Source organism: Micromonospora jinlongensis (genome assembly GCF_013410645.1).
Classification (GTDB): domain Bacteria; phylum Actinomycetota; class Actinomycetes; order Mycobacteriales; family Micromonosporaceae; genus Micromonospora; species Micromonospora zamorensis.
In genome coordinates this window covers 1,137,644-1,158,563 of the sequence record NZ_JACCHK010000001.1, presented here as the reverse complement: position 1 = coordinate 1,158,563, position 20,920 = coordinate 1,137,644, and the positions used below count along the sequence as shown (strand labels likewise).

Sequence of the window (20,920 nt, the reverse complement as noted above, 5' to 3'; positions counted from 1 at the left end):
TCAGCGCTGAGCGGACCCGCGCACCCGTCTTCACTGCGCAACCGGCCGCCCCGACGATCAGTCGGGGCGGCTCGGCGCGTCCCGCTCGCCGTGCGGCGCTTGGTGCGGTCGCGGTGTCAGGTGCGGCGGCCGTCAGCCCATCGCCCGGAGACGGCCGGCGAGGTCGCCGGCGAAGAAGTCGAGGAAGCCGTCCGGGTCGGGGCCGGCGTTCTGCAGCACGATGTGGTCGAAGCCGGCGTCGACGTACGACCGGACCTTGGCGACGTGCGGCTCCGGGTCGGGGCCGATCGCGAAGAGCTGGCGGATGTGCTTCTCCTCGACGTACGCGCTGGCCGCGTCGAAGTTGACCGGGTTCGGCAGCTCGCTCATCACCTTCCAGCCGGTGACCATCCATCGGCTGGTCTGCAACACCGCCTGCACCGCCTGCTGCTCGTCGGTGGCCCAGGCCAGCGGAACCTCGGCGTAGCGCGGGCCCGACCCGTGCGCGCGTCGGTAGTGCTCGACGATCGACGCCTCCGGCTCGGTGGCGAACAACCCGTCGCCCAGTTCGGCGGCGAGCCGGGCCGACGCCTCGCCGCTGGCCGCGACCGCGATCACCGGCGGGGTGTCCGGCAGATCGAAGATCCGGGCGTCCTCCAGTTGCAGGTGCCGGCCCTCGTACGACTGGTATCCGCCCTGCCAGAGCAGCCGGATGATTTCCAGTGCCTCGCGCAGCCGTTCGTGTCGGCCCCGCACGCTGGGGAAGCCCTGGCCGACGACGTGCTCGTTGAGTCGCTCGCCGGCGCCCACCCCGAGGGTGAACCGCCCGTCGGAGACCAGTGCCATGGTCGCCGCGGCCTGCGCGATGATCGCCGGGTGGTAGCGCACGGTCGGGCAGGTGACCCCGGTGGCCAGGCGTAGCGTGCTGGTCCTGGCCGCGATGGCGCCGAGCACGCTCCAGGTGAACGACGAGTGGCCCTGCGTGTCGAGCCAGGGGTGGAAGTGGTCGCTCATCTCGACGAAGTCGAAACCGGCCTGCTCGGCCATGACGGCCTGCCGGATGATCTCCTGGGGGCCGTAGCCCTCCGAGGCCAGCTTGTAGCCGATCTGCATGGCACGCTCCGATTCCGTCCGCCGGTCGACGCCGGGTGGGCTTCCCGCCGCTGGCGTCGACAAACGCCGCGGCCCAGGCCTGCAGACCAGCCTCCTAGGACGCCGTACGGGCTGTGTGGTCTCCGCCGCCCATGATCCACTCGGGTTTCCGGAAATCGGGCTGTCGCCGAGCCTCGGACACCGCGGCTTCCAGGAACCCGAGTGGATCAGCGCTCGGAACCCGCGCGTCACAAACGTCGGCGCGGGGGCGGCGAACCGTCCGTCGAACAACTCCGAACACGCCGCTGACCAGGTTGAACCATCGATCGCCTGTTCGGAACCGGAGTCGTCTCTTTCGTCGGTCGCCGTCGGGCCCCGAGACTCTTGTCGGCACAGGGCGCGTGCACCTCGCCGCGACCTCACCCAGCGCGGTGCGACGGGGGACCAGCGGCTGGGCGGAACAGGTACCGATCGATGTTGGCGGCCGGACTGGTCGCGACAGTGAGCTCCTGGAGGTAGGGGAATGACCAACCGACTGTCTCGCCGAGCCAGCGCCCTCGCGGTGGCTGCCGTCCTCGGGGGCGGCGCAGCCCTCGCCGTCGCGTCACCGGCCCACGCGGAGGGCTGCCTCACCGGCACCGGCAACGTGCCGAGCCCGACGGGCGGGGCGGGAGCCAGCGCGACGGCAACCCTCTGCGTCAACAGCGCCGGCTACGCCTGGCTGGACACGAACCGCACCAACACCGTCACCGACAAGAGGGCGGACGGGTACGCCGCCCGCGTGTACGTCTACTGGGCGCAGCAGTACACCGGTGCGATCGCCGTCGACGACACCAGCAACGCCGGAAGCGTGCGGCTGCGGTGGGAGTCCGGCGTGGGCACCTCGTATCGCTGGACCGAGGTCTTCGTCTGCTTGGGCTACGCGAGGCCTGAGGACTACAACGGCCGCTGCGCCTCGGTCGTCTACAACAACTGAACCCGTTCCTACCGAACGTGCGCCGGCCCGTGCCCCGGTCAGGGGGCACGGGCCGGAGTGCGTTCGACCTACTTCGAGGGTTCGGGCAGCTTGCAGTCGACCTTGGGGTTGGCGCCGATGTAGTTCAAGGGCCCGGCCACGATGGTGACCAGGATCGTGCCGGCCTCGGCGCAGTTGGTGTCGTCGCCGCTGTAATAGCCTCGCTGGCCACCGGCGATCGCGCCGATCACCAACCAGATCACGACGATGACTCCGAGTATCGAGGTGCCGCGCATCGCTGCCTCCTGGGGGAATGTGGTGGATCTGAGGTGCAGGCGTTGTACCCAATCGGGTCGCGCGGCTAACGGTCGCCCGCCACGACCCCCGGGGGATCGGCCGTCCGGCCGATGCCGTCCGCCGTTGAGTACCGCCCGCGCATCGGCCGCCCGCACCGGGTCACACTAATCGGCTATCGGATCGCCGACCGACCTCGCCGTCGTACGGGCCGGTGGACGTAGAACTGCCTCAGCGCCCCGCCGAGGAGGACTCATGGACGCCCCGTCACCGCCCCTGTACATCGACCGCCCCGAGGACGTCGCGGTCGCGGCCCGCGCGCTGGCTGGCGGCGCGGTCGTCGCGGCGGCGTTCGCCAACTTCTACGTCATCGTCACGCGTCCCGACGCGGACACCGTGGGCCGGGTCAACCTCGCCAAGGGGCGTCCGGTCCACCAGGTCGGCAGCGTCACCACCGCGATCGGACGGATCCCGGGGATGTTCGACTGGACCCGGATCTCACCCCGGTTGCCGGTCGGTCGGGTGCGGGCGTTGATGGACGCCCTCTACGGGGCCGGGCCGTTCGGCTTCCGGGGCCCGGCGGCGGAACGGCTCCCCGAGCACCTCGTCCAGGTCGACCAGGGAATACGAACCACCCAGGTGATCGCCCCGGGCCTGACCTGCCCGTCCAACACCTTCTTCGAGCGGGCGCTCGCCGAGACCGGGTCGGACCACCTCTACATCACCTCGGCGAACCGGTCCCGCCATCTCACCGGCGCGGCCGAGGAACCGGCGCACTGGAAGGCCGGAGCCCTCGCCGCCGACTTCGCCCACCTCGACGACCTGGTGGTGCTCCTGCACCGGAACGAGGCGGCGGCCCGCGCGGCGTACCCGGGCTACCTCACCACCTCGGTCACCCTGCTCTCCTTCCACGCGCCGGAGGGTGAGCTGGAGGAGCCGCCCGTGCTCACCGTGGACCGGCACGGGTCGCTGCACCTCGACGACGTCCGCCGCGCGGCCGCGCCGCTCGGCCTGCAGGTGCGCCTGGGCGGCACTGCCCGGCAGCGGTTGCGGGTCCGGGGGTACGCCGGGGCGCTGGTGTGAGCGACTACCGGGTCGGCCTGGTGGTGCCCAGTTCGAACACCACCATGGAGGCCGAGATCCCGGCGATGCTGCGCCGACGCGAGATCGTCGACCCGACGGTCCGTTTCACCACGCACTCCAGCCGCGTACGGCTGCGCCAGGTGACCCTCGACGAGCTGGTCCGGATGAACCGCTCCGCCGTCCGGTGCGCCGCCGAGCTGGCCGACGCCCGCTGCGACGTCCTCGCGTACGCCTGCCTGGTGGCGGTGATGTGCGAGGGCGCCGGGGCGCACGAGCGGGCCGAACGGCGGTTGGGCCGCGCGGCCGGTCGTGCCGGGCACGACATGCCGGTGGTGACCAGCGCGGGCGCACTGGTCACCGGGCTACGGGCGCTGGGTGCCCGGCGGGTGGCCCTGATCGCGCCGTACCTGCCACCGTTGACCGCGACCGTCGCCGGCTACCTTGCCGCGCACGGGGTGCAGGTGACCGACGCGGTGAGCCTGAGCGAGCCGGACAACGTGGCGGTGGGGCGCATCCCCACGTCCCGCCTGGTCGAGCTGGCCGACCGGCTGGACGTGACCGACGTGGACGCGGTGGTCCTCTCCGCCTGCGTCCAACTGCCGTCGCTGGCGGCGGTGCCGCAGGTGGAGGCCCGCCTCGGCCGCCCGGTGCTCACCGCGGCCACCGCCACGGTGCACCAACTGCTGACCGGTCTGGGCGTCGAGCCGTACGTACCGGACGCCGGCCTCCTGCTGGCCGGGACGACCCGCTGACCCGCCGACGCCGCGGTGCGCCGGCTCAGTGCGGCGGGCTGGCTCAGTGCGGTGGGCTGGGAGCCTCCGGCGGCTTCCCGTAACTGCGTCGGAAGTCCGCGTACGCCACGCCGGCCAGCACCAGGAGGGCGCTGAGGGAGGCGAACACCGGTGGCAGGTACAGCACGGCGGGCGCGACGGTGAGCAGCGCCAGCACCCCGCCGGGGCGGGACCACGACACCCGGCTGAACACCTCGTACTCGAAGGAGGCCCGTCCGGCCAGGAAGAGTGCCGGACCGCCGAGGATCACCGCCGCCCAGGCCGGTGGCGTCCGTCCGCTCGGTTCGAGCAGCACGAGGTGGAACCCGGAGGCCGTGGTCACCACCCCGGCGACCATCAGCAGATGGGTGTACGGCGCGGTGAACAGGAACTTGCTCGGCGACGCCGATCCCTTGATGGCCATCGGTAGGAGCTGGCCGGACTTGTGCACGTAGATTCGCCAGAGCAGCAGGGTGGTCAGGAACGCCACCGCGAACGCGCCGATGTTCTCCGTCTCGCTGTGCTGTGCACTGAACATGGTGCCAATGGTCAGGATCGCGTCGCCGAGGGCGATGATGAAGAACTGCTGGTAGCGCTCGGAGAGGTGCTCCGCCGTCACGTTGCGCTGGGGTTCCGGCACCATCCCGAGTCCGGGCACCGGGTACGCGAGCCGGAAACCGATGTAGTCGATGGCGAGCGCGACGACCCAGCACACCAGCCGGGCGTCGTCGCTGACGAACCCGCCGGTGATCCACGGGATCGCGGACACCGCGAACCAGATGAAGATGCGTGCCGCCCGACGCTGGGTCTGCGGTTCTCGGCGTACCGCCGGCATCAGGAACAGCCCGCGTCCCAGGTGGATCGCCACGTAGGTGCCGGCGAAGACGAGCCCACGGTCCTTGAACGCCTCCGGGATCGCCGTGGTCATCAGCAGCGCGCCGAACATCACGGCGCTGATCAGCAGCTTGATCTCGGTGCGTTCCGGGTTGTACAGGTCGGTGACCAGGGTCGTGATCACCCAGGTCCACCAGACGGCCGCCAGGATGATCAGTGCCTGACCGGCCCGGTGCCAGTCGAGCTGGTCGACCAGTCCCCGGGAGATGAGGGCCAACGCGACCACGTACACCAGGTCGAAGAAGAGTTCGAGAAGGGTCACCCGGCGCGGGGCCGCCGGATCACGCACCGGAGGGCGGCGGGGCCCAGGTGACCCGGGCTCCGGCGCGGCGAGGTTCACGGGATTCTCCTGCGGAACCGGTCGACTCGACGGACCGGTCCGGTCCACCTCCCCGGACGGTAACGATCGGTCGACGGCACGGCCCCGGATTCGTCGGCCCTTCCCCCGACCGGGGGTGATCGACTCGGGTTCCTGGAAGTCGGGGTGTCCGGGTCGGTCGGATGGCGCGGATTCCTGTAAGGCGAGTCGATCACCGTGCGCCTTGTCGGTCTGTTCCGCGCCTGGCCCTGCGGGTCTTCCGACCAGCACGGACGAGCCCCCGGCCTACCGTCGCGCTGGACGGTGGGCCGGGGGCTCAGTGTCGGGCGTCAGGCCTGGTTGCTGTTCGGCAGCATCGCGGCCATCTCCGCACCAGCTCCGGCGAGCACGCGGGCCTGCTGCGGCCAGCTGGCCAGCCCGGGTGCGGCGCGCAGACCGGCGGCACGGATCAGGTCGCGCAGCGCCGGCTCGTCCAAATCGCCGAGCTGGCCGTACGTGCGCACGCCGGCGTCCTGCAACGCCGCCGCCATCTTCGGCCCGATCCCCTGGATGCGGCGGAAGTCGTCGGCCGGGCCCGTCGGGTCGCCCTCGTAGGTGCTGATCGCGGTGTCGGCGGTCGAACGGACCGGAGGGGTCGCGCTGACGGTAGGCCGGACCGGAGGCGTGGCCACCGCCGCCCGCTCCGACTCGGCGTCAGCGTCGGTGCTCACCGCGTTGGTGTGCACCGCGTCCGCGTCCGCCGACTCCGCGTCCGCTGAATCCGCGTCCACCCGGTGAGCGTCCACCGGGTCCACGTCCGCCGCGTCGGTGGTCACCGGTGCCTCCGCCGGATCGGCCACCGTGGCCCGGTTCTCCGCATCGTCGGCCGGGCTGGCCGCGAGCGGCTCGTCGGCCGAGGTGACCGCGACCGGCTCGTTGGCCGGGGTGACCGGGAGCGGCTCGTCGGCCGGAGCGCTGTCGAGCGGGGTGCTGTCAACGGACGGGAGGTCGTCCGCGGGCTGACGGGGGGCGACCACGGCCGCCGGGGCGGGCTGCTCGTCGACCGCCACCGGCTCGGGGGTCGACTCCACAACGGGCTCCGACCGCAACTCGGCCGGGTCGGACTGCTCGGCGGCCGGTACGGGCGGCGGGGGCTCGGTCAACGCCATGTCGGCCGGGTCGATCGTGCTCGGGGCTTCCGTCGGGACGGGTACCGGGGTGGGACCGTCCGCCGCGGTCACCGCGGCTGGTGCGCTGACCGTGTCCACCGGCACCGGCTCGTCCGCGACGGCGGTCGGGGCCGGGTCGACGGCGGCCGCGGGCTGGACCTCGTCGGTGGTGGCCGCCGGCGTCGGCGTGGAGATCACGGCCAGGCCGGCGACGGGGTCACCTTCCACAATCGACTTGCCCTGCACGCCCCGCCGGCCGCGCAGCAGCCATCCGGCGGCCAGTCCCAGCAACAGTGCCAGTACCACTATCAGCGAGTGTCCGATAGACCACGCCACGGCGAACCTCCCTCTCAGCTCGTTGGATAAGTCACGAGAAAAACTCGCCGCAGCTTCGCACACGCGTATTGCGGGCGACAGACAGGATCGGCCAGGGGCGTTGTGCGCCGGGCGGCCACCTCAGCCGGTGCCCGCCGAGTGACACAGCGTCGCGTCAGGCAGCACAAAAGGCCAGACCCGACGAGAGCCAGCGCCGCGGAGAAAGCCAGCGCGAAGCCAGTGCCGCGACGAAAGCCAGCGCGAAGCCAGCGCCGCGACGAAAGTCAGCGCGAAGGCCACCGACGCGACGAGGGCCAGCGACCCGACGAGATCAGCACGGACAGGACGAGACCCGGGCCCGGCGCGGAACGCCGAGCCCGGGTCTAGCGGGCTGTTGCCCGGGTCAGTCCTGATCGCCCTCGTAGGTGTGGAAGTCGTCGACGAACCGGCGGTGCAGTCGCGGCACCCGGCTGGTCACTCCGAAGTAGCCGCGCGCCCCGAGCAGCGCGAGTCGGCCCACCACCGGCCGGTACATCCGGTCGTCGCCGCTGGTGCCGCTGCGGTTCAACGATTCGGCCACCCGCGCGAAGCCGTACGGCGCCATGGCGGCCTCGTAGTCCGCCACCGCCTGGAGCAGCGTCTTGTCTCCGGCGGTGGCCCGGGTGAGCTGCTCGCAGAGCAGGCGGGCGTCGCGTAGGGCGGTGTTCGCGCCGACACCGCGACCAGGGGTCATGGTGTGGATGGCGTCCCCGAGCATGGTGACGGTGCTGCTCTTCCAGGGAGGAACCGGTTCGGACGTCGACACGTTGATCGGGAGGACGCTGGCCGGGTCCGCGCGGGTGAGCAGCTCCCGCAGGTTCGGGTGCCAGTTGGTGGTGAGGTCCAGGGCGACCCGTACGAGGTCCTCGCCTCGGCGTTCCATCACGTCGGCCGGGAACCGGCGGGCGGCACTCCAGATGATCAGGTTGATGTTGTCGGTGGTGGTGTCGTCGGACAGGCCGGGCCACCGCCGCAGCAGGGCGGCGTCCGCGTCGCTGACGCCGGGCTTGATCGCCCGCTCGGCGTCCCACTTGAAGTCCATGACGTGCAGCACGCCCATTATCCCGCCGATGCCGAAGATCAGTGAGATGCCCTGGCGGACGCGCTCCGGGACGAGGTCGCGGGTGTGCGCGGTCAGTGGGATGCGGGTGGCGATGTTGATGGTGCCGGCGTCGCGGGTGACGGCGTGCGGCAGGTACTGCCGGCGTACCGCCGAGTGTGTGCCGTCCGCCCCGACCAGCAGGTCGCCGGTGGCGCTGGTGCCGTCGGCGAAGTACGCGGTGACCGTGCCGTCGTCGCGCTGCTCGTAGCGGGTGAAGGTCTTGTCGAAGTGCACCACGTCGTCGAGGCCGGTCAGCAGCACGTGGCGCAGCACCATCCGGGCCACCGAGTGTTCGGTGTGCACCGGGTCGGCGCTGGGCCGTAGTGCGAACGACGCGGTCTGGCGCAGTCCCTGGGTGACCACGTTGAAGTAGTGCGGTGGCCGCGCGCAGGTGGCCAGGAAGGTGGCGAACAGCTCCGGCGGCAGGCACTCGCGCAGTGCGCGGCTACCGGTCGGGCCGATGCCGACGCGGTAGCCGAGCAGCCCGTCGGTGCGGTCGCGGTGCCGTTCGTAGACGGCGACGGTGACCCCGGCCCGGCGCAGGCCGTGCGCCAGGCACAGCCCGCCGGTGCCGGCGCCGATGATCAGTACGTGCGGTGGGGCGGCGGACATCTCAGCCAGCCGGGTGCGCGGCGGGTGTGTCGGTGGTGGCCGGGCGCGCTGCGGGCGCATCGGCGCTGGTCGGGCGCACGGTGGGCGCGTCCCACCGGTAGAAGCAGGCGGCGATGGCGTCGCGGGGGGAGCGCCAGGTCGGCAGGTACGGCGACGTGTGCGCGGAGAGCCGCTCGTTGACCTGCTGGAAGAGTGGGTGGTTGCGGGCCGCCGCGAGGGCGTCCGGGTCGACGTCCGAGGTCTCCATCAGGTGTACGCACAGGTCGTGCAGGCAGTAGAGGGATCGGTGCGTGACGCCGGTCAGACCGGGCAGTTCGGTGGCGTCGGATTCGGCGAAGATCTGCGCGACCCGCCCCTCCGCGCCCGGGATGATCCGGCTGACGATCAGTAGACGACTCATGGGACCCCTTCCGCCGGTGGCTTTCCGACCCTCGGACCGGCGCCACGTGCTCTGTGCGCCCACCGTGCCGCAGCGCCTGTCACGTCACCGTCACGTACGTCGGCCGGCCGGTGACGGGCGATCGGTGACGGCGTCCCGGCTGGCCTGGCGGATCGGGGCGAGCGTGTCGTCGAGCAGGGCGCACATCGCGGGGCTCGGCTCCAGGCGCAACTCCCTGCGCAGCAGGTCCCGGTAGACGTAGAAGGCGTGGACGGCTTCGAAGGCGTTGCCCTCGGCGAGGTGGATGCGCACGACCAACCGGTGTGGTGTCTCGCGCAGCGGTTCGGCGGCCATCGCCTCCAGCGCGGCTTCGAGGGCCTCGCCGTGTCGTCCCGCGGTCAGGTGGTGCCCGGCGACCTGTTCCAGCATGTGCAGGCGCAGTTGGCGCAGTCTTTCCCGGTCCAGCAACACCCAGTCGTCGTACCAACCGGGGAGCAGGTCGTGTCGACCGGCGGCGAGCGCGCCGGCGGCGGTGCGGGGGTCGTCGCCGTCCCGGACCCGGGCCGCGGTGCCGACCAGGTCGTCGACGTCGAGCCGGACCGCCGCGCCGAGTCGTACGGTGTCGCTGGCCACGGTCATCGGGCAGCACGGGTCCTGACGGAGTCGCCACAGCGCCGTGCGCAGGGAGGACAGCGCGCGTTCCTCGGAGGCGTCGGGCCAGAGCAGCCCGGCGAGCTGGCTGCGGGTGGCGCCGGGGCGCAGCCCGATCAGCGCGATCACCCGTTGCAGCCCGCGCGGCACCACGACCGGTACGGCGTCGCGCAGCAGGCGGAAGCCGCCGAGCAGGTGGAGTGAGACGCCCTCCTCGGGCGGTGCTCCGGCGGTCGGCACGGACGGATCAGCGGCCACGGCGGCACCCCCTGCGGGACGCTCGTCCCGACTGTCTGCTGTGTCCCGGATCGGTTGCCCGTGACGCCACTGTCGACCTCACCCCTGACGGCGGGCCGGGCGCGGCCCCGCCCGCTGAGGCCGCCGGGCTGACCACCGTGAAGATTATCAATAGCAGTAACGGTGAGTCAACGCCGACGTGGACCTCCTATTCGCGACAGTCAACCTGAGATCGGTTCTGAACTGGGCAAACATCCGATCGATGCGTCGCCTCGGGCCCGTTCGGCGCATAGCTGATACACAGGTTGCGTCAACGCAGCGTCACCGTCATGCGTAGCTGACCATCCCCTCGCGGTGACGCCACCGTGACGAGGATTGCCGCATCGTGTGGCCAGTCGTCCAGCGCGTCCGGGGCGACCCGTCGCCGGCCGGACGCCGTGGGGGGAGGCCCAGTATGGACCGATCGCTGATCGTCGCGAAGGTGGATCCGACCGCCGAGGAGCGGGTCGCCGAGATCTTCGCCGAGTCGGACGCGACGGAGCTGCCGCGCCTGGTCGGCGTTCGGCACCGTTCGCTGTACCGCCTGCACGACCTCTACGTGCACCTGCTCGAGACGGAGCAGCCGGCGGAGGGCGCTGTGGAGTCCGCCCGTGGTCACCCCGAGTTCATCCGGGTCAGCGACCGCCTGCGCCCGTACGTCTCGCCGTACCTGTCGACCTGGCGTTCGCCGCGCGACGCCATGGCGCAGTGCTTCTACCGCTTCGACGCCCCGGACCCGGGACGGCGGTCGTGACGGCCGTCGCGCGCCGCGAGGAGCAGCTCTGGTCCCGCTGCGCCGGCTGCGCGAGCCTGCTCTACCGCAAACGGTTGCGCCGCAACCTGGACGTCTGCCCCGAGTGCGGCGAGCACGCCCGACTCGGCGCACCGGAACGGCTGCGCCAACTCGTCGACCCGGGATCGTTGCGCCCACTGTCCGACCTGCTGCCGGAGGCGGACCCGATCGACTTCGTCGACGTGCTGCCGTACCCGCACCGGCTCACCGCCGCGCGGGCCAGCACCGGCCTGGCCGAGGCTGTCGTCTGTGCCACGGCCACCATCGGCGGGCACCCGGTCGCGTTGGCGGTGATGGACTTCCGTTTCCTCGGTGGCAGCCTGGGCTGCGCGGTGGGCGAGTTGATCACTCGGACCGCCGAGCGGGCGCTGGACGACCGCATCCCGCTCGTCCTGGTCACCGCCTCGGGCGGGGCGCGGATGCAGGAGGGCGCGCTGTCGTTGATGCAGATGGCCACCGTCAGCCAGGCCATCGCCGCGCTGCGGGAGGCGGGTCTGCTGACCGTGAGCGTCCTCACCGATCCGACCTACGGCGGGGTGGCCGCGTCGTTCGCCACCAACACCGACCTGGTGCTCGCCGAGAGCGGCGCGCGGATGGGCTTCGCCGGCCCCCGGGTGATCCGTCAGGTCACCGGCCGGGCGCTGCCGGAGGGTTTCCAGACCGCCGACTTCCTGCTCCGGCACGGTCAGGTCGACATGGTGGTGCAGCGTCGGTCGCTGCGCGGGCGGCTGGTGGCGCTGCTGGCCGCGACCCGCGCCGGCCGTGCGGCCCGCGCCGGCCACCCGCCCGTACCCCGGCAGGAGCCGGCGTCGCGCCGCGAGCGCCTCGCCGACGACGATGCCCTTCTGGCGCGGCCAGCGGGCCCGGCGGCGGCCGTGGCGCCGTCGCCCACCTCGGGAGCGGGCCAGACGCTGGCGGTACGCGACGCGTGGGACACCGTCCGGATGGCGCGTCACCCCGCTCGACCGACCACACTGGACTACCTCGACTCGGTCTTCGACGGGTTCGTGGAGCTGCACGGTGACCGCCTCGGCGGGGACTGCCCGGCCATCGTGGGCGGTGTGGCCCGGCTGGCCGGCCGGCACGTCATGGTCATCGGCCACCAGAAGGGGCACACCACCGCCGAACTGGTCGCCCGTAACTTCGGCATGGCCAGCCCGGCCGGGCACCGCAAGGCGTTGCGGCTGATGCGCCTGGCCGCCCGGCTCGGTCTGCCCGTGGTGACCCTCGTGGACACCCCCGGCGCAGACCCCGGCGTGAGCGCCGAGGAGCAGGGCCAGGCAGCGGCCATCGCGGAGAACATCCTGACCCTCACCGTGCTGCCCACCCCCGTGCTGGCGGTCATCACGGGTGAGGGCGGCAGTGGCGGCGCCCTGGCGTTGGCGGTCGCCGACCGGGTGCTGATGCTGGAGAACGCCGTCTACTCGGTGATCAGCCCGGAGGGCTGCGCCGCCATCCTCTGGCCGGACCGGTCCGCGGCGCCGCAGGCCGCCCGCGCGCTGCGACTGACCGCGCCCGACCTGTGCCGGCTCGGCGTGGTCGACGAGGTCGTGCCGGAGCCGTCGGCCGCCGCGCACGGCGACCCGGCGGAGACCGCCCACCGGTTGCGGGCCGCCCTGCTGGCCAACCTGCTGCCGCTGCTGGACGTGCCGCCCGCCATGCTGGTCCGCCTCCGTCGGCAGCGCTTCCGACGGTTCGGGACGACCCGTGGCGTCAACCGGGCAGGTGTCCGGTGACCGCCGGCGACGGGGCGGTGTCGACCGTCGAGGCGCCCGACGACACCGAGGTGGTCGGCGAGGAGGCACTGGCCGGGCTGCGCCGGCAGGCACAGCACCTGATCGCCGAGCTGGCCGGCCCGGTGCGCCGGGTCCGGCTGCGCAGCGGGCCGGCGGTGCTCGAAATTGAGTGGCACCCCGAAGAGGTGACCCGACCGGACGTACTCCCTGCTCCGGTGCAGGCGGCGGCGCCGCCGGTCGCGCCGGCGCCCGGCCCACCGGCGGCGCTGATCCGGCCGTCGGTGCCCGGGCGCGCCGTGGTGCGGGCGCCGATCGTCGGCACCTTCTACCGCTCGCCGGAGCCCGGCGCGAGGCCGTTCGTCGCGGTGGGTGACCTGGTCCGCCCGGGCCAGCCGGTCGCCATCGTCGAGGCGATGAAGCTGATGAACGAGGTGACCGCCGACCGCGCCGGCCGGGTGGTCGCGATCCTCGTCGAGGACGGTCAGCCGGTGGAGTACGACCAGCCGCTGGTCGAACTGGACCCGGCATGACGGCGCGGGGTGGCTGACCATGTTCGAGACCGTCCTGATCGCCAACCGGGGTGAGATCGCGCTGCGGGTGCTGCGCGCCTGCAAGGAGCTGGGCGTGCGGACGGCGGTGGTCTACTCCGCCGCGGACGCCGACTCGGTGGCGGTCCGCCTCGCCGACCAGGCCATCCGGATCGGGCCGGCGTCGAGTCGACGCAGCTACCTCAACGCCGCGGCGATAGTGGAGGCAGCCCGGCAGGTGGGCGCGCAGGCCGTGCACCCCGGCTACGGCTTCCTCTCCGAGGACGCCGACTTCGCCGAGATCTGCGCGGACAACGGCCTGATCTTCATCGGCCCACCGCCGGCGGTGATGGCCGCGCTGGCCGACAAGTCCTCGGCGCGGGCGCTGATGAGCCGCGCCGGCCTGCCCCTGTCGCCGGGCAGCATCGCGCCGGTGCCGAACGCCGCCGAGGCGGCCGAGGTGGCCGAGGCGGTCGGCTACCCGGTGATCGTGAAGGCCGCCGCCGGGGGTGGTGGCCGGGGGATGACAGTGGTGCACACCCCGGGCGAGCTGCGTCGGGCCTACGCCCGGACCCGGGCCGCCGCCCAGGCCGCCTTCGGCGACGACCGGGTGTACGTCGAGCGGTACCTCACCGAGGCGCGGCACGTCGAGGTGCAGGTGCTCTGCGACTCCCACGGCAACGGCGTGCACCTGGGCACCCGGGACTGCTCGGTGCAACGCCGGCACCAGAAGCTGGTGGAGGAGGCGCCCGCCCCGGCGCTGCCCGCCGCCGTTCTCGACACCATCGCCGAGACGGCGCTGCGGGGTGCCCTCGACGTCGGCTTCGTCGGTGCCGGCACGTTGGAGTTCCTGGTCGACGCCGAGGAACGGTTCCACTTTCTGGAGATCAACTGCCGGATCCAGGTGGAGCATCCGGTCACCGAGATGGTCACCGGGATCGACCTGGTGCACGAGCAGCTGCACATCGCCGCCGGGGTGCCGCTGCGCTGGCGGCAGGAGGAGATCCGCCTGCACGGTGTCGCTGTGGAGTGTCGGGTCAACACCGAGGACCCGGAGCGCGGTTTCGCTCCCACTCCCGGCCGGTTGGAGCGTTTCACCCCACCCGGTGGCCCGTTCACCCGGGTGGACACCCATGCCAGCGCCGGCTACCTGGTCGGCCCCTGGTACGACTCGCTGCTGGCGAAGGTGATCGTCTGGGCGCCCGACCGGGAGCTGGCCCTCAACCGGCTGGAGCGCGCCCTCGACGAGTTCGACATCGCGGGGCCGGGCGTGCACACCACCATCCCGTTCGTCCGGCGGGTGCTCGACGACGCCGCGTTCCGCAAGGGCCGCTACACCACCGGCCTGGTCGACCGCCTGCTCGGCGTGCCCGGCGCGGCGCCAGCGCAACGGCCGACGGCCACCCCCGCACCGCGCCCCGCGCCCGCCGCAAAGCCCGACGCAACCCACAGGAGGACCCGATGACCGTCACCCATGGTCGCCCGATGACCGCCGAGATCACCGACATCCTGGTGGCGCACTGCGGGCTGGACGCCGACGCCGCGGCCCGGGCGCCGGCCGCGTCGCTGGAGGAGCTGGGCATGGACTCCCTCGCCCTGCTGGAGCTCTCCGCAGTCGTCGCCGACCGGTGGCAGGTGACCATTCCCGAGCAGGCCGGGCAGCTCAGCATCCCTGCGGTGGCCGACCTGGTCACCCGCCGCGCCGACCCACCCGGGCACACCGAGAACAGCGTGGTCATCGACGCGCCGCTCGCGCTGGTCTGGGAGGTCACCAACGACGTGGCGAACTGGACGGAGCTGTTCACCGAGTACGCCGTGGTGGAGATCCTGCACCGCGACGGGCACACGGTGCGGTTCCGGCTCACCATGTACCCCGACGAGAACGGGGTCGCGTGGAGCTGGGTCAGTGAGCGCACCGCCGACCCGGTGAGCCGCCAGGTGCGGGCACACCGGGTGGAGACCGGGCCGTTCGAGTACATGCGCATCCACTGGCGCTACACCGAGGAAGCTGGCGGCACCCGGATGACCTGGACGCAGGACTTCGCGATGAAACCGACCGCACCTGTCGACAACGCCGCGATGACCGAGCGGATCAACACCAACAGCGTCATCCAACTCGCAGTGATCAAGGACCGGGTGGAGCGGATCGCCCGGCAGCGCGCCGACCAGGGTCACCCGGCGGCCACCGACGAGCCGACGGAGGCCGACGATGAGTGACCTGAGCACCCGGCCGATCGCCGCCCGGGACGTACCCGCCGACCGGCGTCGCGGCGGTGAGCTGCGGGTGCTGCTCGGCCCCCGCACCGTCGGCAGCACCTCGGGCTTCCTCGGGGTGGCCGCGCTCGCGCCGGGGGAGCGGATCGCCGAGCACTACCACCCGTACAGCGAGGAGTTCCTTTACCTGGTGCGTGGCGCGATCACCGTCGACCTGGACGACCAGCCGACGCTCCTGGCCGCCGGAGAGGGATTGTTCGTCCCGGTGAACGTGCGGCACCGACTGCGCAACACCGGCGTCGAACCGGCCGAGGTCGTCTTCCACCTGGGCCCCCTCGCCCCCCGCCCCGAGTTGGGGCACGTCGACACCGAGTTGGTCGAGCAGCGGGGCGGGTCATGACCGGTCGTCGCACGGTGGTGACCGGCGTCGGGGTGGTCGCTCCGGGCGGTGCGAGCCGGGACCGCTTCTGGAAGACCATCACCGAGGGGCGGACCGCCACCCGGCGGATCAGCTTCTTCGACCCGTCGCCGTTCCGGTCCCAGATCGCGGCGGAGTGCGACTTCGACCCGGTCGCGGCGGGGCTCACCGAGCAGGAGCGACGCCGGGCCGACCGGTACGTGCAGTTCGCGCTGGCCTGCGCCGCGGAGGCCGTCGCCGACGCCCAGTTGGTGCTCACCGACGCCGAGCGGAACCGGGCCGGGGTGGTGCTGGGCACCGCCGTGGGCGGGACGATGGCGCTGGAACAGGAGTACGTCACGGTCAGCGAGCACGGCAGCCGGTGGTTGGTCGACGCGGCGCGCGGAGGCCCGTACCTCTACCAGGCGTTGGTGCCCAGCAGCCTCGCCGCCGACGTGGCCTGCCGGTACGGGCTGCACGGCCCGGCGCAGGTCGTGTCGACCGGGTGCACCTCCGGCATCGACGCGATCGGCTACGCCCACCAGATGATCGTGGACGGTGAGGCGGACGTGATGCTGGCCGGGGCGGCCGACTCGCCGATCTCGCCGGTCACCGTCGCCTCGTTCGACGCGATCAAGGCGACCAGCCCGGACAACGACGACCCGGCGCACGCCTCCCGCCCGTTCGACGCCGACCGGCACGGGTTCGTGCTGGCCGAGGGTGGGGCGGTGCTGGTGCTGGAGGAGGCCGGGCACGCGCTGCGGCGGGGGGCGCACATCTACTGCGAGGTGGCCGGCTACTCCAGCCGCAGCAACGGCTTCCACATGACCGGGCTGCGCCCCGACGGGCTGGAGATGGGCCTCGCCGTCACCGACGCGCTCAAGCAGGGGCGGATCCTGCCCGAGCAGGTCTCCTACATCAGCGCGCACGGCTCGGGGACCCGGCAGAACGACCGGCACGAGACGGCCGCGTTCAAGCGGGCGCTGGGTCAGACCGCGTACCGGGTGCCGATCAGCTCGATCAAGTCGATGGTCGGGCACTCGCTCGGCGCGATCGGGTCGATCGAGATGGCCGCGTGCGCGTTGGCCATCGAGTTCGGCGTGGTGCCCCCGACGGCGAACTGGAGCACCCGGGACCCGGAGTGCGACCTGGACTACGTGCCGAACGAGGCACGGGAGGTCCCGGTGGACGTGGCCCTCTCGGTGGGCAGCGGGTTCGGCGGCTTCCAGTCGGCGATGGTGTTCCGCCGGCTGGCCGGAACGGTGGCGGCGTGAGCACCGCGCAGCACCGTGGCGCCCCACACACCGACGGCGTGAGCACCGCCCGCGCGGTGGTGACCGGCATCGGTGTGGTGGCGCCCAGCGGCATCGGCGCGGACGCCCACTGGCGTACGGTGCTGGCCGGCACCCGCCGGACCGGGCCGATCACGCTGTTCGACCCGTCCGGCTATCCCACCCGATTCGGCGGGGAGGTGCCCGGCTTCACCGCCGACTCCTACGCGGACAGCCGACAGTTGGTGCAGACCGACCGGTGGACGCACCTCGGCTTCGCCGCCACCCGGCTGGCGTTGGCCGACGCCGGGCTGCCCGAGCGGGCCCCCGACCCGTACGGCTACGCGGTGACCCTGGCCAGCTCGTCGGGGGGCAACCTGTTCGGCCAACGGGAGCTGCAACGGCTGTGGGGCGGGGCGTCGCGGACGGTCGGGGCGTACCAGTCGATCGCCTGGTTCTACGCGGCGAGTGTCGGGCAGCTCTCCATCCACCACCAGTTCAAGGGCCCGAGCGGGGTGTTGGTCGCGGAGGCGGCGGGAGGGCTGGACAGCCTCGCGCACGCGGCCCGCGCGGTGCGCCGGGGCACTCCGGTGGTGATCGCCGGGGCCACCGAGTGCCCGCTGAGCCCGTACGCGCTGGCGTGCCAGTTGCGCTCCGGGCTGCTCAGCGACGTCGCCGACCCCGAGCGGGCGTACCGGCCGTTCGACGCCACGGCCAGCGGTTACCTGCCGGCGGAGGGGGGAGCGGTGTTCGTGGTGGAGGAGTTGGGGCACGCGCTGGCCCGGGGAGCCCGGGTCTACGGCGAGGTGAGCGGTTGGGGCTCCACCCACGACGCCGCGCATACCACGGCGGACAGTGCCGGCGATCCGGCCCAGTACGCGCGGGCGATGCGGCTGGCCCTGGACCGGGCGGGCGTCGCGGCGGCCGGGGTCGACGTGGTGCTGCCCGACGCGCTCGGTGTGCCCCGCTACGACCGCAGCGAGGCCGAGGCGCTGCGGGCCGTGTTCGCCGACCGGCCACCTCCGGTGACCACCCAGAAGCCGCTGACCGGGCGGGCGTACCAGGGCGGCTCGGCGTTGGACGTGGCGACGGCGCTGCTCGCCTTCGCGCACGACACGCTGCCGGCGTCGGCGGGCCCGGACGAGGTGGCCGACGGGTGCGAGCTGGACTTCCTGCGGGAGCACCGCCGCCCGCGCAGCCGGCTCGCGTTGGTGTGCGCGCGGGGCTTCGACGGGTTCAACAGCGCGCTGGTCCTGCGGGGGGCCGCACCGACGAGGGGAGAGGCGTCATGAGTGAGCAGCGGGCCCGGGTGGTCTTTCTGGTGCGGGTGCCGGTGCCGCGCACCGAGCAGTTCCTTGCCGCGTACGAGCAGGTGCGGCATCTGGTGGCCGGCGGCGTGCCCGGGCACCTGGTCGACCAGGTGTGTCGCTCGTCGACCGACCCGGAGCAGTGGTTGATCACCAGCGAGTGGGCGAGTCTGGCCGACTTCGAGAGCTGGGAACGCAGCCCGGAGCACCGGGACCTGGTGCGTCCGATGCGGGAGTGCTTCACCGACGCCCGCTCGCTGCGGTTCCACATCCACGCGCAGACGCCGGCGCTCGCCTGACGCTCCGTGGTCGCCGATGATCGCGTTCGATCCATGATGTAGTGGCCTCGCCCTCGGGTGGAGGCCACTATTTCGTGGTACGAGCACGATCTCTCTCGCGGCGGGTCGCCGCGTCGTGCTCCGGCACCAGCCCTCGTGGCCCGACCCGCCACCCTCATCGGTGGCACCATCGGCCGTCCGGCTCGGGCCGCACGACGGTTGTACGAGGGGTCACCCCACGGTGACGATCTGCCGAGGCGCGCGCCTGATCCTGCCCGTCGAACGGGCTGTCGGCAATCCGGCTGGCCGCCTCTTTTGATCCAGCCATTTGCATCTAGCAATGGCCGCGCGGGGCGTCGTATGGTTCCCCGCAGCACCCCGACAAGCGTACGTCCTGGGCATATTTGCCCTATTTCATGCTGGGCGGTGAACGGCAGTGACGACAGAAGATCCTACGGCGACCGACCCAGGATGGGTGGACGAAGTCCTGTTCGCCGGTCGCCCGACCGACATTTGTCTCCGTTTGCCCGAGCCGATCGACCGCGCCACCCTGCACCGGCTGGTAACCGCCGCGCAGGACCGTCTCGTCGCGGCCGGACTGCGCCCCGGTGGCGCTGCCGCGCTGCGGTTGCCGCCGTCGCTGGCGTACGTGGTGAACCTCCTGGCGACCTGGCGCGCCGGGGCGCAGGCGATCCTGCTCGACCACCGCCTGACCGACCACGAGGTGGACCGCGCACTGGTCCGGCTCAACCCGCAGGTGGTCGTCGCACCGGTCCGCAGCGGCGGCGGCGCGTTGCGGATCTTCGTCGACGTCACCGAGGGCGTCTCCCGTTACGCCGACGGCCCGGCGGTCAGTGGCCACGCCGTGATCCAGCTCAGCTCCGGCTCCACCGGACCGTCCAAGGTGATCGGTCGCACCGCCGCCGACCTGGTTGCCGAGGTGCACCGCTACACCCGGATCGACGGGGTGGCACTGCCCGGCGAGCGGATCATCCTGCTGCCCTCGATGGTGCACGTGCTCGGCCTGGTCGGCGGCCTGCTCTACGGCCTGCACGCCGGGGTCGAGCTGGTGCCGCCGGAGCGGCTCAGCGGCGACGCCGTGCTGGCCGCGATCAGCGCCAGCGCGACGCCCGCCACCGTGCTGGGCGTGCCGTTCCACATCGGACTGCTCGCCTCCACCCGACCAACCGGTCCGCTGCCGCAGCTCAAGCGGATGACCACCGGCGGCGAGCTGGTGCCGGCCGCGGTCGCACAGGCGTTCACCGACCGGTACGGCGTGCCGCTGGGCAACATGTACGGGATGACCGAGGTCGGGGTGATCGGCACCGACCTGCACGGATCACACCGACCGTCGATCGTCCCGGCGCCCGGCATCAAGGTCCGCGAGGCCGACGGCGAGCTGTGGGTGTCCTGCCCGGCGTCGCCGTACGTGGGGCTGAGCGACCCGACCCGCTGGGCCGACGGCTGGCTGCACACCCGCGACGCCGGCACCGTCGACCCCGCCACCGGCCTGGTCACCGTGCGAGGCCGCCTCGACTCGCAGGTCTCCGTGGGTGGGATGAAGGTCGACCTGACCGAGGTGGAGGCAACAGTCGCCGAGCTGCCCGGCGTCACCGCGGCGGTGGTCGTCTGGGACGACGGCATCACCGCGTACGTCCAACCCGACGGCCCGCTGTCGGAGGAGACGCTGGACAAGCTCCTCACCGAGCGGTTGGCCGGCTACAAACGGCCCCGGGTGCTGCACCTGCTCGAACGGTTGCCCCGCACCACCACCGGCAAGCTGGTCCGCTCGACCGACGCGCTGCGCACGGCGGCCACGCCGTGACCGGGCCGCTGCACCACCTCGGCGGCACCGTGACCGGGCCGCTGCACCACCTCGACGTCGACCTGCCCGGTGGTGTGCACCGCGACCGCCAGGACGAGATCACCGCCCAACGCCGGGTGGCCGACCCACAGGGCCTCGGCACCGGGCACCGGTCGCCACGGCAGCCCCGGGGGCGGCATCTCCCGGCGCAGTCCTCCGCCGCGCAGGCCCTGCCCGACCGCCTTGCCGACCGCCTCCTTCGCGGTCCACAGCCGCAGGAAGTCCACCGCCCGAGAAGCCTCGGGCCGATCGGCCAACCAGGTCAGCTCGGCGGGCGGGAACCAGCGGCGGGCCAGCGCGAGTGCGGGCAGCGGACGGACGCGCTCCACGTCCACCCCGATCGCGCCGGCACGGCGGGCGGCGACCACCACCAGCCCGGCGGTGCGGCTGACGCTGACCGGCAACCCGACCGACCCGGCCGGGTCATCGCTGGCCCGGACGACCGGCCGCCCACCCCGGCCGTGCGCCAGCACCAGCTCGGCCCTCGGGCGGTCGAGCAGCAGACGTCCCGCCCGGCACAGCAGCTCAGCGGCCGGATCCGGCTGACCGCCGGTATCCCGACCGACCCACACGTAGGCGGTGTCCCGACCGGACGCCGTCAGCTGACCCACGCAGAGAGGGTATC

Annotated in this window: 21 protein-coding genes; 13 read left to right on the top strand and 8 right to left on the bottom strand. The window is 72.7% G+C overall.

From position 1 onward, the window contains the following. Nucleotides 1-132: 132 nt before the first annotated feature. Nucleotides 133-1,092 carry a TIGR03557 family F420-dependent LLM class oxidoreductase gene (locus HNR22_RS04875; protein ID WP_179779268.1) on the bottom strand — a complete coding sequence of 320 codons (960 nt, stop codon included), beginning with the start codon at nt 1,090-1,092 and terminating at the stop codon, nt 133-135. A gap of 502 nt (nt 1,093-1,594) precedes the next feature. Between HNR22_RS04875 and HNR22_RS04870 the strand changes: the two genes are divergently transcribed. Next, complete coding sequence (locus HNR22_RS04870; protein ID WP_179779267.1) at nt 1,595-2,047, top strand: hypothetical protein; 453 nt, start codon at nt 1,595-1,597, stop codon at nt 2,045-2,047. 68 nt (nt 2,048-2,115) lie between these two features. Here the strand turns inward: HNR22_RS04870 and HNR22_RS04865 are convergent, their stop codons facing one another. Further along, entirely contained in the window at nt 2,116-2,322 is a 207-nt protein-coding gene (locus HNR22_RS04865) for a hypothetical protein (protein WP_007460667.1), read from the bottom strand. 253 nt (nt 2,323-2,575) lie between these two features. Here HNR22_RS04865 and HNR22_RS04860 point away from each other — a divergent pair, with 253 nt between their 5' ends. Together HNR22_RS04860 and HNR22_RS04855 are read left to right on the top strand one after the other, a co-directional pair. Continuing rightward, nucleotides 2,576-3,403 (top strand): hypothetical protein, encoded by an 828-nt coding sequence (locus HNR22_RS04860; RefSeq protein WP_179779266.1) that lies wholly within the window; start codon nt 2,576-2,578, stop codon nt 3,401-3,403. Then, a complete protein-coding gene (locus HNR22_RS04855; RefSeq protein ID WP_343059684.1) occupies nt 3,400-4,155 on the top strand; it encodes a maleate cis-trans isomerase family protein in 756 nt (251 codons plus the stop codon). The genes HNR22_RS04860 and HNR22_RS04855 overlap by 4 nt, the downstream gene beginning before the upstream one ends. A 43-nt stretch (nt 4,156-4,198) precedes the next feature. Here HNR22_RS04855 and HNR22_RS04850 read toward each other — a convergent pair whose 3' ends face one another. The 5 genes from HNR22_RS04850 to HNR22_RS04830 all read right to left on the bottom strand — a co-directional run bounded on the left by HNR22_RS04850 (nt 4,199) and on the right by HNR22_RS04830 (nt 9,890). Continuing rightward, entirely contained in the window at nt 4,199-5,407 is a 1,209-nt protein-coding gene (locus tag HNR22_RS04850; protein ID WP_179779265.1) for a low temperature requirement protein A, read from the bottom strand. A gap of 308 nt (nt 5,408-5,715) precedes the next feature. Continuing rightward, a complete protein-coding gene (locus HNR22_RS04845; protein ID WP_343059683.1) occupies nt 5,716-6,840 on the bottom strand; it encodes a hypothetical protein in 1,125 nt (374 codons plus the stop codon). A gap of 412 nt (nt 6,841-7,252) precedes the next feature. Further along, a complete protein-coding gene (locus HNR22_RS04840) occupies nt 7,253-8,602 on the bottom strand; it encodes an FAD-dependent oxidoreductase (RefSeq protein ID WP_179779263.1) in 1,350 nt (449 codons plus the stop codon). A gap of 1 nt (nt 8,603) precedes the next feature. After that, nucleotides 8,604-9,002: a TcmI family type II polyketide cyclase gene (locus HNR22_RS04835; RefSeq protein WP_246380683.1), complete on the bottom strand. Its 399-nt coding sequence runs from the start codon at nt 9,000-9,002 to the stop codon at nt 8,604-8,606. A gap of 90 nt (nt 9,003-9,092) precedes the next feature. Further along, nucleotides 9,093-9,890: a BTAD domain-containing putative transcriptional regulator gene (locus HNR22_RS04830; RefSeq protein ID WP_179779262.1), complete on the bottom strand. Its 798-nt coding sequence runs from the start codon at nt 9,888-9,890 to the stop codon at nt 9,093-9,095. 433 nt (nt 9,891-10,323) lie between these two features. Here HNR22_RS04830 and HNR22_RS04825 point away from each other — a divergent pair, with 433 nt between their 5' ends. From HNR22_RS04825 to HNR22_RS04780, 10 genes are all read left to right on the top strand, one after another. Then, nucleotides 10,324-10,662, top strand: a complete 339-nt coding sequence (locus HNR22_RS04825) for a TcmI family type II polyketide cyclase (protein ID WP_179779261.1) — start codon at nt 10,324-10,326, stop codon at nt 10,660-10,662. Further along, the gene (locus HNR22_RS04820) at nt 10,659-12,437 is read left to right on the top strand and encodes an acetyl-CoA carboxylase carboxyltransferase subunit alpha (RefSeq protein WP_179779260.1); all 1,779 of its coding nucleotides are present in this window, start codon (nt 10,659-10,661) and stop codon (nt 12,435-12,437) included. Before HNR22_RS04825 ends, HNR22_RS04820 begins: the two co-directional genes overlap by 4 nt. Next, the gene (accB, locus tag HNR22_RS04815; RefSeq protein ID WP_179779259.1) at nt 12,434-12,967 is read left to right on the top strand and encodes an acetyl-CoA carboxylase biotin carboxyl carrier protein; all 534 of its coding nucleotides are present in this window, start codon (nt 12,434-12,436) and stop codon (nt 12,965-12,967) included. The genes HNR22_RS04820 and accB overlap by 4 nt, the downstream gene beginning before the upstream one ends. Nucleotides 12,968-12,986: 19 nt before the next feature. Then, nucleotides 12,987-14,429, top strand: a complete 1,443-nt coding sequence (locus HNR22_RS04810; protein WP_179779258.1) for an acetyl-CoA carboxylase biotin carboxylase subunit — start codon at nt 12,987-12,989, stop codon at nt 14,427-14,429. Then, the gene (locus tag HNR22_RS04805; protein ID WP_179779257.1) at nt 14,426-15,181 is read left to right on the top strand and encodes an SRPBCC family protein; all 756 of its coding nucleotides are present in this window, start codon (nt 14,426-14,428) and stop codon (nt 15,179-15,181) included. The genes HNR22_RS04810 and HNR22_RS04805 overlap by 4 nt, the downstream gene beginning before the upstream one ends. Next, nucleotides 15,174-15,578, top strand: a complete 405-nt coding sequence (locus tag HNR22_RS04800) for a cupin domain-containing protein (protein ID WP_179779256.1) — start codon at nt 15,174-15,176, stop codon at nt 15,576-15,578. Before HNR22_RS04805 ends, HNR22_RS04800 begins: the two co-directional genes overlap by 8 nt. Next, nucleotides 15,575-16,849, top strand: a complete 1,275-nt coding sequence (locus tag HNR22_RS04795) for a beta-ketoacyl-[acyl-carrier-protein] synthase family protein (RefSeq protein ID WP_179779255.1) — start codon at nt 15,575-15,577, stop codon at nt 16,847-16,849. Before HNR22_RS04800 ends, HNR22_RS04795 begins: the two co-directional genes overlap by 4 nt. 38 nt (nt 16,850-16,887) lie before the next feature. After that, a complete protein-coding gene (locus HNR22_RS04790; protein ID WP_179783406.1) occupies nt 16,888-18,138 on the top strand; it encodes a beta-ketoacyl synthase N-terminal-like domain-containing protein in 1,251 nt (416 codons plus the stop codon). After that, nucleotides 18,135-18,452 carry an antibiotic biosynthesis monooxygenase family protein gene (locus HNR22_RS04785; RefSeq protein WP_088948353.1) on the top strand — a complete coding sequence of 106 codons (318 nt, stop codon included), beginning with the start codon at nt 18,135-18,137 and terminating at the stop codon, nt 18,450-18,452. Before HNR22_RS04790 ends, HNR22_RS04785 begins: the two co-directional genes overlap by 4 nt. 454 nt (nt 18,453-18,906) lie before the next feature. After that, nucleotides 18,907-20,256 (top strand): AMP-binding protein, encoded by a 1,350-nt coding sequence (locus tag HNR22_RS04780; protein ID WP_179779254.1) that lies wholly within the window; start codon nt 18,907-18,909, stop codon nt 20,254-20,256. Here HNR22_RS04780 and HNR22_RS04775 read toward each other — a convergent pair. Further along, the gene (locus HNR22_RS04775) at nt 20,151-20,906 is read right to left on the bottom strand and encodes a 4'-phosphopantetheinyl transferase superfamily protein (RefSeq protein ID WP_179779253.1); all 756 of its coding nucleotides are present in this window, start codon (nt 20,904-20,906) and stop codon (nt 20,151-20,153) included. The genes HNR22_RS04780 and HNR22_RS04775 overlap by 106 nt on opposite strands. Nucleotides 20,907-20,920 lie beyond the last annotated feature (14 nt).

Excerpts from the sequence above, each read along its gene's own strand:
- HNR22_RS04825 (WP_179779261.1), top strand. The coding sequence starts at position 10,324 with ATGGACCGATCGCTGATCGTCGCGAAGGTGGATCCGACCGCCGAGGAG.
- HNR22_RS04865 (WP_007460667.1), bottom strand. The coding sequence starts at position 2,322 with ATGCGCGGCACCTCGATACTCGGAGTCATCGTCGTGATCTGGTTGGTG.
- HNR22_RS04840 (WP_179779263.1), bottom strand. The coding sequence starts at position 8,602 with ATGTCCGCCGCCCCACCGCACGTACTGATCATCGGCGCCGGCACCGGC.
- HNR22_RS04835 (WP_246380683.1), bottom strand. The coding sequence starts at position 9,002 with ATGAGTCGTCTACTGATCGTCAGCCGGATCATCCCGGGCGCGGAGGGG.
- HNR22_RS04810 (WP_179779258.1), top strand. The coding sequence starts at position 12,987 with ATGTTCGAGACCGTCCTGATCGCCAACCGGGGTGAGATCGCGCTGCGG.
- HNR22_RS04805 (WP_179779257.1), top strand. The coding sequence starts at position 14,426 with ATGACCGTCACCCATGGTCGCCCGATGACCGCCGAGATCACCGACATC.
- HNR22_RS04795 (WP_179779255.1), top strand. The coding sequence starts at position 15,575 with ATGACCGGTCGTCGCACGGTGGTGACCGGCGTCGGGGTGGTCGCTCCG.
- HNR22_RS04785 (WP_088948353.1), top strand. The coding sequence starts at position 18,135 with ATGAGTGAGCAGCGGGCCCGGGTGGTCTTTCTGGTGCGGGTGCCGGTG.
- HNR22_RS04860 (WP_179779266.1), top strand. The coding sequence starts at position 2,576 with ATGGACGCCCCGTCACCGCCCCTGTACATCGACCGCCCCGAGGACGTC.
- HNR22_RS04875 (WP_179779268.1), bottom strand. The coding sequence starts at position 1,092 with ATGCAGATCGGCTACAAGCTGGCCTCGGAGGGCTACGGCCCCCAGGAG.
- HNR22_RS04870 (WP_179779267.1), top strand. The coding sequence starts at position 1,595 with ATGACCAACCGACTGTCTCGCCGAGCCAGCGCCCTCGCGGTGGCTGCC.
- HNR22_RS04800 (WP_179779256.1), top strand. The coding sequence starts at position 15,174 with ATGAGTGACCTGAGCACCCGGCCGATCGCCGCCCGGGACGTACCCGCC.